The sequence below is a fragment of the Aquabacterium olei genome, assembly GCF_003100395.1.
GTDB lineage: Bacteria > Pseudomonadota > Gammaproteobacteria > Burkholderiales > Burkholderiaceae_C > Aquabacterium > Aquabacterium olei.
In genome coordinates this window covers 68977-83195 of record NZ_CP029211.1, presented here as the reverse complement: position 1 = coordinate 83195, position 14219 = coordinate 68977, and the positions used below count along the sequence as shown (strand labels likewise).

General features: G+C 68.5%; 9 protein-coding genes. 4 read left to right on the top strand and 5 right to left on the bottom strand.

The annotated features are described in order from the left end of the window. Positions 1-109 precede the first annotated feature (109 nt). Positions 110-931 (bottom strand): formate dehydrogenase accessory sulfurtransferase FdhD, encoded by an 822-nt coding sequence (gene fdhD / locus DEH84_RS17760; RefSeq protein WP_245932824.1) that lies wholly within the window; start codon positions 929-931, stop codon positions 110-112. Next, a complete protein-coding gene (locus DEH84_RS17755; protein WP_109038551.1) occupies positions 928-3255 on the bottom strand; it encodes an FdhF/YdeP family oxidoreductase in 2328 nt (775 codons plus the stop codon). The genes fdhD and DEH84_RS17755 overlap by 4 nt, the downstream gene beginning before the upstream one ends. 221 nt (positions 3256-3476) lie before the next feature. On the opposite strand from DEH84_RS17755, the gene DEH84_RS17750 reads away from it, so the two are divergent. Then, complete coding sequence (locus DEH84_RS17750) at positions 3477-4478, top strand: substrate-binding domain-containing protein (RefSeq protein ID WP_245932823.1); 1002 nt, start codon at positions 3477-3479, stop codon at positions 4476-4478. 9 nt (positions 4479-4487) lie between these two features. Here the strand turns inward: DEH84_RS17750 and DEH84_RS17745 are convergent, their stop codons facing one another. Both DEH84_RS17745 and katG read right to left on the bottom strand, forming a co-directional pair. Beyond that, positions 4488-5246, bottom strand: a complete 759-nt coding sequence (locus DEH84_RS17745; RefSeq protein ID WP_109038549.1) for a hypothetical protein — start codon at positions 5244-5246, stop codon at positions 4488-4490. Positions 5247-5388: 142 nt separating this feature from the next. Further along, positions 5389-7599: a catalase/peroxidase HPI gene (katG, locus tag DEH84_RS17740; RefSeq protein WP_109038548.1), complete on the bottom strand. Its 2211-nt coding sequence runs from the start codon at positions 7597-7599 to the stop codon at positions 5389-5391. 130 nt (positions 7600-7729) lie between these two features. Between katG and bcsA the strand changes: the two genes are divergently transcribed. The 3 genes from bcsA (at position 7730) to bcsS (ending at position 12996) form a co-directional block, all read left to right on the top strand. After that, on the top strand, positions 7730-10030 hold the full coding sequence (gene bcsA / locus DEH84_RS17735) for a UDP-forming cellulose synthase catalytic subunit (RefSeq protein ID WP_109038547.1): 2301 nt from the start codon (positions 7730-7732) through the stop codon (positions 10028-10030). A 105-nt stretch (positions 10031-10135) separates the two neighbouring features. Then, positions 10136-12274, top strand: a complete 2139-nt coding sequence (locus tag DEH84_RS17730; RefSeq protein ID WP_159099054.1) for a cellulose biosynthesis cyclic di-GMP-binding regulatory protein BcsB — start codon at positions 10136-10138, stop codon at positions 12272-12274. Further along, on the top strand, positions 12271-12996 hold the full coding sequence (gene bcsS / locus DEH84_RS17725) for a cellulose biosynthesis protein BcsS (RefSeq protein WP_109038545.1): 726 nt from the start codon (positions 12271-12273) through the stop codon (positions 12994-12996). The genes DEH84_RS17730 and bcsS overlap by 4 nt, the downstream gene beginning before the upstream one ends. Before the next feature lie 3 nt (positions 12997-12999). Here the strand turns inward: bcsS and bcsZ are convergent, their stop codons facing one another. Further along, on the bottom strand, positions 13000-14187 hold the full coding sequence (gene bcsZ, locus DEH84_RS17720; RefSeq protein ID WP_245932822.1) for a cellulose synthase complex periplasmic endoglucanase BcsZ: 1188 nt from the start codon (positions 14185-14187) through the stop codon (positions 13000-13002). Between the last annotated feature and the right edge of the window lie 32 nt (positions 14188-14219).

The following is a 14219-nucleotide window of genomic DNA, read 5'->3' as shown; positions in this document are numbered from 1 at the left end:
AAAGCATACACATGCTAGCGTCTTGGCCTTCGGACGGCAAGCTGGTGGCCCGCGCTCCTCGTCGGAACGCAATCGCTACTGACGTTTGCGCACGGCCGGTTTAGGCGGGTCATGCATATTGCACCGCCACGTCGTTTCGGCAGAATCCGAACAGCTGCAGCCCCCCGCGCCGCGCCAGGTCCACGCCCAGGCTGGTTGGCGCCGAAATGGCTGCGAGGGTGCCGACCCCCAGGCGCATGCACTTGCTGACCATCTCGTGGCTCGCCCGGCTCGAGACCAGCGCGAAGCCCTCAGGCAAGGCCTCACCCTGGCGCACCAGGGCGCCGATGAGCTTGTCCAGCGCGTTGTGGCGGCCCACGTCTTCCCGCACCAGTTGAATCTCCCCCTGAGGGTTGCTCCACGCCGCAGCATGGCATCCGCCCGTCCGGGCCTGCAGCGGCTGCAACGCGGGCAAGGCGGCAAACGCGCGTGCAACGGCAACGGGGCCGGGGAGGGCGCCAGAGCGCTGCGTCACGCTGCTCGCAGGCAAAGCGTCGTGGAAAGCCTGCAGGCTGTCCACACCACACAGGCCGCACCCCGTGCGTCCGGCCAGATGCCGGCGGCGGTCTTTGAAGCGGGAGAAGGCCCGGGGCGACACCTCCAGTTGCACCGTTGTGCCCATGGCGCCGGGCTGTACGGTCAGGTCGCGCACCTCATCCACCGAGTTCAGCAAGCCTTCGGACAAGGAGAAGCCCAGGGCAAAGTCTTCCAGGTCAAGCGGCGTGGCCATCATCACCACGTGCGACAGCCCGTTGTAGACGAGGGCAACGGGCTGCTCGTCGATCACCACGTCGGCCCGCACGATTGCCTGGCCACCGTCATGGCGCACCACATCAACATGGCCCACACCGGGCGTGGGCGCGCCTGCCGCGAACACCGGATCGCGGTTCAAGCGGCCTCCGGGACGGATCGGGCAGGGCGCAGCCGGACCGGAATCGACTTGGACGTGGGCGTGCGCGCGCCGACCGCGTGGCTGCTCAACGGCACCAACACGTTGGTCTCGGGGTAGTAGCCGGCCACGCACCCGCGCGGGATGTCGTAGTCCACAAGCCGGAAGCCTTCGGCCTCGCGCACGCAGTCGTCGTCCGGCGCGGCGCCCACCAGGTCGACCCAGGCGCCTTCCAGCAGGCCGAGCCGTGCGCGGTCTTCGGCGTGGATGAACAGCACGCGCCGCTGGCCGAATACGCCGCGGTAACGGTCATCGAGGCCATACACCGTGGTGTTGTACTGGTCGTGCGAACGGACCGTGGTCAATGTGAACACCATGCCGGCCATGCCTTCACCACCGGCAGCGGCCTTGGCACGGTGCACGGCAGTGTCCGTCGGGATGGCGTGCACGTGGAACTCCGCCAGGCCCGATGCCGTGGCCCACACGCGCTCACCCGCGGTGTTGCGCAGGCGGAATCCACCGGGCTGCCGAACCTTGTCGTTGAAGCCCTTGAAGTCATCGAACACCACTTCGATGTGGTCGCGGATGCGGTCGTAGTCCTCCACCAGCCACATCCACGGCACGCGGCTGTCGGGCAAGGTGGCAGCGGCCAGGCGCGCCACGATCATCGGCTCCGACAGCAGGTGCGGCGAGGCGGGCGCGTTGATGCCCGCTGACAGGTGCACCATGCTCATCGAGTCTTCCACGCTGACATGCTGGATGCCATGTGCCTGCTCATCGATCTCGGTGCGGCCCAGGCAGGGCAGCACCAGCGCCTCGCGGCCGATTACCGTGTGGCTGCGGTTGAACTTGGTGGCCACGTGCACCGTCAGCGCGCAGCGTTGCAGTGCGGCCCAGGTGGTGGGCGTGTCTGGCGTGGCAGCGGCAAAGTTGCCGCCCATGGCGAAGAACACCGAGGCACGCCCATCGCGCATCGCCTCGATCGCGCCCACCGTATCGTAGCCCTCGGCACGCGGCGGCTCGAACCCATACACGGCCTGCAAGCGATCCAGAAAGGCGGCCGATGGCTTCTCGTAGATGCCCATGGTGCGATCGCCCTGCACATTGCTGTGGCCGCGAACGGGACACAGCCCCGCACCCGGGCGGCCCACCATGCCGCGCATCAGCAGCAGGTTGGCAATCATCTGCACCGCCCCCACACCATGCCGGTGCTGCGTGATGCCCATGCCCCAGCAGGCAATGACTTTGTCCGATCGGGCAATCACCTCGGCGGCATGGCGCAGCCGCTCGGCACTCAGGCCCGACTCGCGTTCGATCAGGGCCCAGTCTTCGGCTTCGATGTCGGCACGCAGGGCATCGAAGCCCATGGTGTGCTCCGCAAGAAACGCGGTGTCGAGCACGCGCGCGCTCCCGCGTGCCACCGCCTCGTCATCCAGCTGCAGCAGGTGTTTGATGATGCCCTTGAGCAGCGCAATGTCGCCGCCCACCTTGAGCTGGAAGTAGTCGGACGAGATGGTGGTGGCGCCGCCGCTGAGCATCTCGACGGGGCTTTGCGGATCGGCAAACCGCTCCAGCCCCCGCTCGCGCAGCGGGTTGAAGCTGAGGATGCGTGCGCCGCGTCGGGCCGCCGCACGCAGTTCACCGAGCATGCGCGGGTGGTTGGTGCCCGGGTTCTGCCCGAAGATCAGGATGCAGTCGGCCAGCTCGAAGTCGTCCAGCGTGACCGTGCCCTTGCCGACGCCGACACTGCCCTTGAGGCCCATGCCGCTGGGCTCGTGGCACATGTTCGAGCAATCCGGAAAGTTGTTGGTGCCGAACTCGCGCACGAACAGCTGATAGAGGAAAGCGGCTTCGTTGCTGGTGCGGCCCGAGGTGTAGAAGATCGCCTCGTCGGGCGAGGGCAGGGCGCGCAGGTGGCGGGCCACGATGGCGAAGGCTTCGTCCCAGCCGATGGCGCGGTAGCGGTCGGTGTGCGCGTCGTAGACCAGCGGCTCGGTCAGACGGCCCATGGCCTCCAGCGCGTGGTCGCTCCAGCCGCGCAGCTCCGTCACGGTGTGGCGGGCGATCACGTCGGGGGTCGCGCGGTCGGCGGTGGCTTCGGCCGCCACGGCTTTCACGCCGTTCTCGCAGAACTCGAAGCTGGAGGCATGCTGGCGGTCGGGCCAGGCGCAACCGGGGCAATCGAAGCCATCGGGCTGGTTGGCCGACAGCAGCGTGCGCGAGCCCTTGGCAGCGATGCGATGCTGCAGCAGCTGGCGCGCCACGCTGCGCAATGCGCCCCATCCCCCGGCGGGGCCTTTGTAGAACTGGATCTTTGCTTCGCTCATCGGTGCACTCGCTGTGTTTATGCCAGAACAAGCATGTGCCCCTGCCTGGCAGCGAGGCGGCCGTCCATCAGCGCAATGTAGAGAAGCCGCGCGCCCGTGGCAATAAGCGGCCGACAGCCGATAACATATGCCGCATGCAGCATATACGGCCTCTGCACGTTCACATTGACCCGGCCTGGCAGGTCACAGGCCCGGGCGGCACACCGCTACCGCCCCGCGTGATGACCTGGCTGCTGGCCATCCAGGCACACGGCAGCCTCTCGGCCGCCTGCAAGGCACACGGCGCGTCGTACCGCCACACGTGGGAGCTGGTGCGCGAGGCCGAGGCCGCCATGGGCGCGCCGCTGGTGGTGATGGCCCGCGGCAAGGGGTCTCAGCTGACACCGCTCGGTCAGGCCCTGGTGTGGGCGCAGCGGCGCTTCGAGGCCCGTTTGCGGCCACAGCTCGACAGCCTGGCGTTCGAGCTTCAGGCCGAGCTGCACCGCGCGCTGCGCGATGCCGAGCGCCCACTGCGCGTGTGTGCCAGCCACGGCTTTGCCATCGAGACGCTGCAGCGCCTGCTGCGCGACGCCGGTGAGCCGATGGACTGGCGTTACACCGACAGCAGCCAGGCGCTGGCCGCGCTGAACGGGGGATCGGCCGATGTGGCCAGCCTGCACCTGCCCACCGGCCCGGTGCAAGGCGAGGTGCTGCGTGAATACGGCCGATGGCTCGCGCCCGGTTCGGTCTACGTTCACATGGTGACCCGCCGGCAAGGCCTGATGGTGAAGCCCGGCAACCCGCTGCACATCGACAGGCTGGCCGACCTGTTGCGGCCCGAAGTCCGCTTTGTGGCCCGTGCGCCGGGTTCAGGCACGCGCCTCCTGCTGGAGACGCTGCTGCGCACCGAAGGGCTGGACCCGGCCCCGCTGGCCGATGGCACGCCGGGCGAGCACACGCATTCGGCCGTGGCCGCCCACGTGGCCAGTCACATGGCCGATGCGGGCTTTGGGGTCGAAACCTCGGCGCGCCGGTTTGGCCTGGAGTTCATCCCGGTGCAGACCGAGCGCTACGGCCTGCTCATGTCGGCCAGTACGCTGGAAACCAAGGGCGCACAGCGGCTGCTGGGCATGCTGCGATCGCCGGCCTGCCAGGCGGCGTTTCAGGCGCTGGAGGGCTACCGGCCGGAGTTGTGCGGCAAGGTCGAGCCAGCCTGCGAGGCGTTCCGTGGCTGGCCGGTCTGACCGGTCGCGTCACACGCCGTTCGCCGCGTAGGGCAGCAAGGCCTTCGCCGCCTCGATGCGCAGCGCCATGTCGACCCGCTCGTCGTTCATCACCTGCAGCAGAAAGCGATGCGGTTCGCTCTGCGGGCCCGATGCAGCAGGGGCGCGATCCGGAGACCCAGCGGGTTGAACCGCCTGAGCGGCCGCGTCCTCACGACGTTCGCCCCCGAGGGACGCCACCGCCTCACGGAGTTGCTCCCCGCCGACCGACTTCAGGCCACTCAACAGATCGGCCTGGCCGTCCTCGCCGGGCGGGATGTCGAGCCACGGTGTGTCGGCAAACACGGGGGCCAGCCCCGGAGAGACAAAGGCCGACCACTGCCCGCCGGGATGCTCGCGAGGCACCAGATCCACATGGCGCCAGGCCACGCCGCTTTCTGCACGACCGGGCCACTGGGCCACCCGCTGCGCGGGCACGTCGGCCAGGTAGCGCGCCACCAGCGCAGCAAGCAAGGCCCCGGCCTGCGCGGCCGTCACCGGCTCTGCGAGTGACACCCACAGCTGAAAGCCGTCCCGGCCATTGATCGCGATCGACGGGGCGGGCCAATCCAGATCGGCCTGCAGGCCCTCCCAGAGCCGGGCGAGCGCACTCCAGTCCGCGGGCCGTGCCAGCTCGATCACCAGCGTGCGGGTACGCCCTTCGGCGTCGATGAGCGCGGGGGTGGTGGCAGAGGCTGGCCCTGCGTCGAGGCCATACAGACGGCGCAGTTCGGAGAGAAGTCGGGACATGGGCGATCAGGCACATCAAGCGGCAAGAGAGCCGCTATGTTAGGCAGGTTCTGCCTGCCCTGCACAACACAAAACAGACGTGCCCGGCACGCAGGGTGTCCGGGCACGTCATCCGATCCGGCCCTCATCGGGTCAGGGTGGATCAGGCGAGGTCGAAGCGGTCCAGGTTCATCACCTTGGTCCACGCCGCCACGAAATCCTGCACAAAGGTCTTCTGCGCATCCTGAGACGCATAGACCTCGGCCAGCGCGCGGAGCTGCGAGTTCGAACCGAAGATGAGGTCCACCACGGTGGCGGTCCACTTCACCTCACCGGACTGCCGGTCGCGGCCCTCCAACACGCCCGGCGCCGTGGCCGACCGCTTCCAGGCGGTGCGCATGTCGAGCAGGTTGACGAAGAAATCGTTGGTCAGCACACCCGGGCGGTGCGTGAACACGCCATGGGTGCTCTGGCCCGTGTTGGCGTTCAGCGCGCGCAGGCCGCCGATGAGCACGGTCATTTCCGGCGCGGTCAGCGTCAACAGCTGCGCCTTGTCGATCAGCAACTCGGCCGCGTGCGCCTGCGAGCCCGTGCGGGCATGGTTGCGGAAGCCATCGGCCACCGGCTCCAGCACGGCGAACGACTCGACATCGGTCTGCTCTTGCGTCGCATCGGTGCGCCCCGCAGCGAACGGCACCGTCACATCGTGGCCCGCCGCCTTGGCTGCCGCCTCGATGGCGGCCCCACCCGCCAGCACGATCAGGTCAGCCAGCGACACCTTCTTGCCGGCGGGCTGCATCGCATTGAAGTCCGTCTGGATCGCCGTCAGCACATCGAGCACCTGTGCCAGTTCCTCGGGCTGGTTCACGGCCCAGTCCTTCTGCGGCGCAAGGCGGATGCGGGCCCCGTTTGCGCCACCGCGCTTGTCGCTGCCGCGGAAGGTGGACGCCGAAGCCCATGCCGTGCGAACCAGCTGAGGCACCGACAGGCCGGACGCCATCACGCGGGCCTTGAGTGCCGCCACGTCGTTCGCGTCGATCAGCGGGTGGTCTGCCGCGGGCACCGGGTCTTGCCAGATCAGCACTTCCTGCGGCACGAGCTTGCCCAGGTAGCGTGAACGCGGGCCCATGTCGCGGTGCGTGAGCTTGAACCAGGCCCGGGCGAACGCGTCGGCAAACTCGGCCGGGTTCTGATGGAAGCGGCGCGAGATCTTCTCGTAAGCCGGGTCGAACCGCAGCGACAGGTCGGCCGTCGTCATCATCGGCGGGTGCTTCTTGCTCGGGTCGTGGGCATCCGGAATCAGGTGCTCCGGCTTGCAATTCTTCGGCGTCCACTGGTGGGCGCCAGCCGGGCTCTTCGTGAGTTCCCACTCGTAGCCGAAAAGCATGTCGAAGTAGCCGTTGTCCCACTGGGTGGGGTTGGGCTTCCAGGCCCCTTCGATGCCGCTGGTGGTGGTGTGCACGCCCTTGCCGGTGCCGAACTGGTTGATCCAGCCCAGGCCCTGCGCCTCGACGGGCGCGCCTTCCGGCTCGGGGCCGACCAGCTTCGGGTCGCCCGCACCGTGCGCCTTGCCGAAGGTATGACCGCCGGCCACCAGGGCCACGGTTTCCTCGTCGTTCATGGCCATGCGGGCAAAGGTTTCGCGCACATCGCGGCCCGATGCCACCGGGTCGGGGTTGCCGTCCGGGCCTTCGGGGTTCACGTAGATCAGGCCCATCTGCACGGCGGCCAGCGGGTTGGCCAGCTGGCGGTCACCGCTGTAGCGGCTGTTCGGCTTGTCGCTGGTGGCGAGCCACTCGCTTTCGGAGCCCCAGTTGATGTCGAGTTCGGGTTCCCAGATGTCCTGGCGGCCGCCGGCAAACCCGAAGGTCTTGAAGCCCATGGATTCGAGCGCCACGTTGCCCGCCAGGATCATCAGGTCGGCCCACGAGAGGTTGCGGCCGTACTTCTGCTTGATCGGCCACAGCAGTCGGCGCGCCTTGTCGAGGTTGCCGTTGTCTGGCCAGCTGTTGAGGGGCGCGAAGCGTTGCGAACCGTTGCCGGCACCGCCCCGGCCATCGTGGATGCGGTACGTGCCGGCAGAGTGCCAGGCCATGCGGATGAACAGGCCGCCATAGTGGCCCCAGTCGGCGGGCCACCAGTCCTGCGAGTCGGTCATCAAGGCATGCAGGTCTTTGACCACGGCGTCGAGGTCGAGCTGCATGAAGGCTTCAGCGTAGTTGAAGTTGGCGCCCATGGGGTCGGACAGCGGGGAGCGCTGATGCAACACCGACAGGTTGAGTTGCTCGGGCCACCAGTCGTGGTTCCGGCGGGCCTGGGCGATGGGGGCGGCGTACGAGCCGGCCGCGAACGGGCATTTTGCTTCGGTAGACATCTCTGGACTCCTGTTTCTTTCCGCAACGTGTTCGAAAGTCTAGAAGCCGACGACCCCAGGAACAACGCAACATTTCCTATCGCCGCCATAGCGACGCGCAGCCGGGCACAGCGGCTGCTCGAGCCTGCCGATGGCCGCTGCCCCTTCCCCGCACCGAGACCTGGCGACCCTGGGCGCCTGGGTGACGCTGGGTGCAATTTTTACCGCCGTGGCCACTCTCCCCCTGGCACATGGCGCGCAGCTTCTCCTGGCCGCGCCCTTGCTCGGTGTGCTCATGCTGGCGGTGAGCCTTTCGGGACGGGCCCGGACGCTGCGGATGAAATCCTTGCTGCGTCTGACGGTCATCGCGGTCAGCACGTTCCTGTTTCTTCGCTACATGCAGTGGCGCGCGTTCGAATCCCTGCCCCTGCAGTACGGGCTGCTGTCCATGGTGTGCGGGCTCCTGCTCTTTCTGGCGGAGGGGTGGAGCTTCATCAACACGCTTTTCGGCTTCGTCATCAACAGCGAGCCGTTCTACCGGCGTTCCGTCCCGCTCCCTTCGGACACCGCCACGTGGCCCCACGTCGACGTCTACATCCCGACCTACAACGAAGACCCGCTGATCGTGCGCCCGACGCTCATTGCGGCCACGCAGTTGCGCTATCCCGCCGAGAAGCTGCACGTCTGGCTGCTCGACGACGGCGGGACGGCGCAGAAGCTGAATGACGCCGACCCCGCTCGTGCGGCAGCCGCCGCCGAACGGGCCACCACGCTGCAGGCGCTGGCCCAGCGGGCCGGGGCGGGCTACCTGACGCGGGACCGCAATCTGAACGCCAAAGCCGGCAACATCAACAGCGCCCTGGCGCATACGCGGGGTGACCTGATCCTGGTGCTGGACTGCGACCACATCCCCGCGGAGGACTTCCTGACCCGGTGCGTCGGCTTCTTTCTGGCAGACCCCAAGCTCTTCGTGCTGCAGACGCCGCACAACTTCGTCAGCCCGGATCCCATCGAACGCAACCTCGAAACCCACCAGGCGTCGCCGTCAGAGAACGAGCTGTTCTACGACGTGATGCAGCCGGGTCTCGACTTCTGGGGCACGTCGTTCTTCTGTGGCTCCGCGGCCATCCTGCGTCGCGCGGTGATCGATGAGCTGGGCGGCATCTCGGGCCGCACCATCACCGAAGACGCGGAAACCACGCTCGATGCCCTTTCGCTCGGTTACCGTTCGGCCTACTACAACCGCCCCATGGTGTCCGGCCTGCAGCCCGAGACCTTCTCGGGCTTCATCGTGCAGCGCGTCCGTTGGGGGCAGGGGATGATGCAGATCTTCCTGCTGAAGAACCCCTGGTTGCAGCCGCGGCTGAGCTTCATGCAGCGCATGCTCTACACGAACTTTGCCGTGTACTGGGGCTTTGCGGCATCCCGGTTGATCATGCTGCTGGCCCCCCCGGTCTACCTCTTGTTCGGCATCACGCTGTGCGACACGACCGCTGACCAGTTGCTGGCCTATGCCGGGCCGGCGCTGCTGGCCTCGCTGTGGTCGACCCAGTTTTTCTATGGCCGCGTGCGGTGGCCCTTCGTGTCGCAGCTGTACGAGGTGGTGCAGTCGGTCTACGTGGTGTCCGGGCTGTGGAAGGTGCTGCGTCAGCCGCAGGCCCCGACGTTCAAGGTGACCCCGAAAGGCGAGGTGCTGGACCAGCAGTTCGTCTCGGCGCTGGCTTGGCCGTTCTACATCCTGCTGGCCCTCACGGTGATGGCCATCATCGTGGGCGCCGAGCGCTATGCAGACGCCACCTGGCAGCGTAGCGGCATCGCCTTCGTGCAGTTCTGGGCGGTGGTCGACCTGGTGCTCCTGCTGGGCGCACTGGGCATCACGCTCGAACGCCGCCAGTTGCGCGCCGAGCCGCGCGCGCCGCACAGGGAGTCGGCCGGCGTGCTGCTGGACGGCCAGTCATGGCAGGGCCGGACTGTCGACGCTTCGGCATCCGGCGCGGGCCTGGTGCTTGAGCAATGGACAGGCAACCGGCCTGTGGAGTCGTTGATCGGCCTGCCGGTGTGGGCCGAGTTCCTCGGGCGAGGCGTGGAGTTGGAAGGCACGGTGCAGGCGGCGCGGGTGCGCCCCGACGGACTGGTGGCACTGGGCGTGCGATACCGGTTCCGCTCGCTGCAGGATGAACGGCTGGCCGTCTCCATCGCCTTTGGCTCCAGCTCGGTTCTGGTGGACAACAACCGGCATCGCCACGGGGGGCAATCGATTCTTCGATCGGTGTGGCGGCTGCTCCGGCACGCCGGGCACCATGGCATCGACCACCTGGTGCATGTCGAGGCCGACCTCATGCGCGTCGGCCACCGTTGGTGGCAATCCCTGCAGCGCGGCGTGCGAAGGCGGCCGTCGCAGGCGGGCACTTCGCTTGCTGACGGCACGCGTCAGGATCGCGGAAAGGCATGATGCATGTGGTGGCCAAGAAGCAGTGCGCTGTGGGGCGCGGGGCTCCTCAGTTGCGTGATGGCGCTCACGACAGCACGGGCAGAGCCCTTGCCCACCGAGCGGCAGATGTCCTTGTCAGCCATCATGGGATCGACTGCGCCGCTGCGATTGCGGGGGGTGGAGGGCGAGGCCGGCGTGTCTCTGCCGCTGCCGCCGAACTGGACCGTTCAGCAGCTGCGCCTGCGGCTGCGCGCCACGGCCTCGTCCGCGCTCACGACGGGCTCTCTCGCCGTGTCGGTCAACGGCCACGTCGTCGGGCAAGTGCCACTGGATGGCCGATCCCCGCGGGTTGAGGCCGATCTGGACGTGCCTCCCGATGTGCTTCGTCACGGGTACAACGATGTGCGCCTTCAGGCCGTTCAGCACCACACGGACCGCTGCGAGTATCCGCTGGCACCGGAACTCTGGACGGACGTGGACCTGACCGGTTCCAGCTTCTCGGTGAAGCACACCCTCACCGCGCCCCCCACCCGGCTGGACAGACTGGAAGACCTGTTCTCCCGCCTGACCTGGGCGCCTCGCGTCGTACTGCCTGTGCTGACCCCTCGCCCTGCAAGCGCCGAGATGCTCACGGCGCTCAACCTCGTGGCGCAAGGCGTGGGCCAGCGCCTCGACTACGTCCCGGTTCAGCTGCGCACCGGACGCCTGCCGCCGGGCCTTGCCTCACTGGCCACCAGTCTGCCCGCCGACGCACCGGGCATCATCGTGGCCGGGCGCTTTGCCGATCTGGCCAGCGTCCTGCCCCCGAACGTGCCCCGCAACCGGGGCCCCATCGTGTCGCTGCAGCACGTGCCCGGCGATGACACCCGCTTCATGGTGGTCTTTGCAGCAGAAACGGAACAGGACCTGCGGCTGGCGGCCGCCGCGTTTGCCATGCCGGCCATGCCCTGGCCCGACACGCCCTGGGCTGCGGTGGCCTCGATCCGGATGCCGCCCCTCGGCTCCGTCACCGGGGTGGCGGCCTCGCTGAAGCCCTCGACCCAGGCTTATCCCTTGAGCGCGCTGGGCTACCGCACCGCCACGTTGAAGGGCCTGCAGAGCGGTGGCACCACGCTTCGCTTGTGGCACGACGCCTGGCAGGGTCGCATCCAGACGCGCGTCCATGCCAGCTACACCGCGGGCATGGCGCCCCAATCGGCCTTGAACATCGTGGCCAATGGGGTGGTGCATGGCTCCATCCCCTTGAGCGAACCCGCAGGCGGCAGCTATGACAACTACGCGGTCAGCCTGCCCGCAGGGGCCTTGCGCCCGGGCTGGAACACGCTGAGTTTCGAGCCGGCTCTCGTCCCGCAAACCCGCGGGGGAGAGTGCCAGCCGTTCTTTCCCGGCAATCTGGCGGTCACGGTTTACGACGACAGCACCATCCAGACCTTTGGCGGCAGCCCCATGCGTCGGCCAGATCTGGCGCTGCTTGCACAAAGCGGGCGCCCCACGCCCGGCGCACCGGTTGGCGTCGGCATGGCGGTCCAACTCGCTGCCGGAGACGACGCCACGGTGGGGGCCGCCATGACGCTGATGGCCAAGCTCACGCAGGTGTTCAAGGGGCCGCTGCTGCGCACGCAGATGGCCATCGGGCCCGTCGAGGGCGTCCGGCACGGCATCTGGGTCGGGGCGCTGGGACAGCTCCCCGCCGCTGTCCGCAATGCGGCCGGCATCGGCTCGGAGGGCGAACTGGTCGATGCGGTCCCCTTGATCCAGTCGTCGTCGGTGGCCGTGCTCGAAGGCGGCGACACCCTCCAGGCGCTCAGGCGCCACATCGAGGACTTCGACGCCGCCCCTTCGGTGCTGTCGGCCGGTGTGACGTTGCGGCCCGGCCCCAGCAACCGTGCGCTTGCGGCCACGGCCCTGGTGCGCGACGCCCCCATGACGGTGTTCACGGCGCCCACGCCCGCCACGCTCGAAGCTGCCATTGGCACCCTGGTCGCACACGGGCCATGGAGCCAGCTGAAAGGCGACCGCGCCACGTGGCGCCCCGGTGAAGAGACGGTGCAGACGCATTCCGCGGAAGATGCGCCGTTCACGGCGTACTCGCTGCGCGGGGGGCTGGGCCTCTGGATCTCGCAGTACCCGTGGACCTCGCTTTTCCTCCTCATCGTCCTGCTGGCCCTGCTCGTCTGGTTCACCCGCAAGGCGCTGGACATCTACCGCCGGCGGCACCTGCCGCCCCAGCCGGCGCAGCGTCGGGACGATGGAGCCCGCTCATGAACAAGCTGGTGCTTGCACTGATCGCCCCCGCCATTGCTGCGGGCAGCCCTGAAGCCCGGGCCCAGTCTGCCGCGACAGCAGAGGCACCGTGGCTGGCCTTCGGGGGCGCACAGTTCTCGGGCAGCAGCGCTTACACCTACGCTGGCGCGGTGCGCTTCGATGCCGGGCAGCTGCTCGGCAGCGGGCCCTTCTCGCGGGCTGTGGTCAGCATGCTGCGCTATCGCTATGACACCGAGCAGAACGGGCAGCGCGTTCGAGTGCACGCGCATGCACCCGGCATCGAGTTCGCGCGCGGCCATGCATGGTCGACCGGATCAAGCCAGATCGAACTGGCGCTGGCCGTGGGCGCGCGGCACAGCCGGCTCGACCCCCAAGGGCTCGACGACAGCGTGGAAGGCACCCGGGCTTCGGTGTCGCCGCAGGCGGCGCTGATTCAACAGCTTGCGGATGGCTGGACGCTCGAAGCCAGAGCGGCGTACAGCCTGGGGCCCCGCGACCACCATGTCCGACTGAGAGGCCACCGACCGGTCGGTGGCGCCTGGGTGGCCGGGGCAGAAGCGGCCTACCAGGCAGGACGGCGCTATGCCGATGCCGCTGCTGGTGTGGTGATCGGGCGCAACTGGGATCACGGGGTCCAGACCACGTTCAGCGCAGGCCAGCAGCGAGACCGGGACGGCCGCACGGGGACTTACCTCACCTTTGGCATGTCGTGGGTGCCCTGATGCTCACGACCGCCAAACGGTCCACAAGCTGCCATCGGCTCGGAAGCCATAGCGGCGTGCCATGAAGCCCGTACCGAACAAGGCCAGCACCTGGTCGTAGTAGGTGGGCGGCTGCTCCGGCTGCGCCAGCAATCGGGCAGATGGTGCCACCGCATCAGGCAGCGCACCCGCCGGCCCCTGTCTGGCCGTCCGCGCGGCGTTCACAATGGCCGCCATCGCCTGCGCCTGAGCTGCGTCGCCCAGCGCATGAAAGCAGGGCAGCAGCGCTGCCGCAAAGCCGGAGGGCGCGGTCCCGCTGCCTGTGCCATCGCGTACGTTCACGTGCTGAGGCGGCACGCCACCTCGTGCCCGGATCACGCCCGCCATCCCTCGCAGCGAGGCCAGCAACGGCGCCCGCAGTGGGTCGCCTGCATGCGTCAGCCCCGCCCAAAGGTAGCAGCGAATGGCGTCATAGCTGCCGACATCGGGGGCGGTGCTGTCCGGCAGCCAGCGCCCGGCGCGCAAGCGCACCCAATCCGGGGCCAGACCCCGTGGTGCCGCGCCCTGCACGCAGCGCACCGTATCGAATGCCAGATCGCGCCACGGTCCATCAGGCTGCTCGGCCGCAAAGCGCCGCAGTTGCGGAAGCACGAGGTAGCTGGGGTTGAGCCGCACGGTGTCCTCATCCAGCCGGAAGCCCAGCGGCCCGGGCAGGAGGACCGTCAGGCCGCCCGCCCGGACGACCTCTGCCTCGACGCTCAGCGCGAGCACACGGCGCCCCAGGCGGCGCCACCCTGGCTCGCGCCACAGCCGGCCGGCTTCCAGCAGCGCGTAGGCCAACCAGAGGTCTGCATCGCTTGCCGCGTTCGCATCCACCAGCCCCCATTGCCCATCGTCGTGGCGGCCCCACCGCCAGCCCGGCAGGCGGGCGCCCAGGTCGCCCCCCGCCAGGTGGTCCCGCGTCCAGTCGAGCAAGGTCTCGAACCGGGTCCGATCCCCCGCCACCAGCGCAAAAAACAGGCTGTAGGCCTGTCCTTCCGATGTTGTGTATCGTGTGGCGTGCTGGTCATCGATCACCCGGCCGTCGCGCTGGATGAACGCTGCGGCGTAGGCCTCCCACTGCGGCCAGGACGCAGAAAGACCCGTGCGCGACGCAGCAGCAGCCCCCGGCAAAGCCAGGCCCAGTTGCAGGAGCGCGCGGCGCGTGAACATGAGAGCCATTGGACCAGTGATTCAGGCAGCAA

Coding starts and splice junctions, on each gene's coding strand:
- DEH84_RS17755 (WP_109038551.1), bottom strand. CDS start 3,255: ATGAGCGAAGCAAAGATCCAGTTCTACAAAGGCCCCGCCGGGGGATGG.
- DEH84_RS17750 (WP_245932823.1), top strand. CDS start 3,477: ATGACCTGGCTGCTGGCCATCCAGGCACACGGCAGCCTCTCGGCCGCC.
- DEH84_RS17745 (WP_109038549.1), bottom strand. CDS start 5,246: ATGTCCCGACTTCTCTCCGAACTGCGCCGTCTGTATGGCCTCGACGCA.
- katG (WP_109038548.1), bottom strand. CDS start 7,599: ATGTCTACCGAAGCAAAATGCCCGTTCGCGGCCGGCTCGTACGCCGCC.
- bcsA (WP_109038547.1), top strand. CDS start 7,730: ATGGCCGCTGCCCCTTCCCCGCACCGAGACCTGGCGACCCTGGGCGCC.
- DEH84_RS17730 (WP_159099054.1), top strand. CDS start 10,136: ATGTCCTTGTCAGCCATCATGGGATCGACTGCGCCGCTGCGATTGCGG.
- bcsS (WP_109038545.1), top strand. CDS start 12,271: ATGAACAAGCTGGTGCTTGCACTGATCGCCCCCGCCATTGCTGCGGGC.
- bcsZ (WP_245932822.1), bottom strand. CDS start 14,187: ATGTTCACGCGCCGCGCGCTCCTGCAACTGGGCCTGGCTTTGCCGGGG.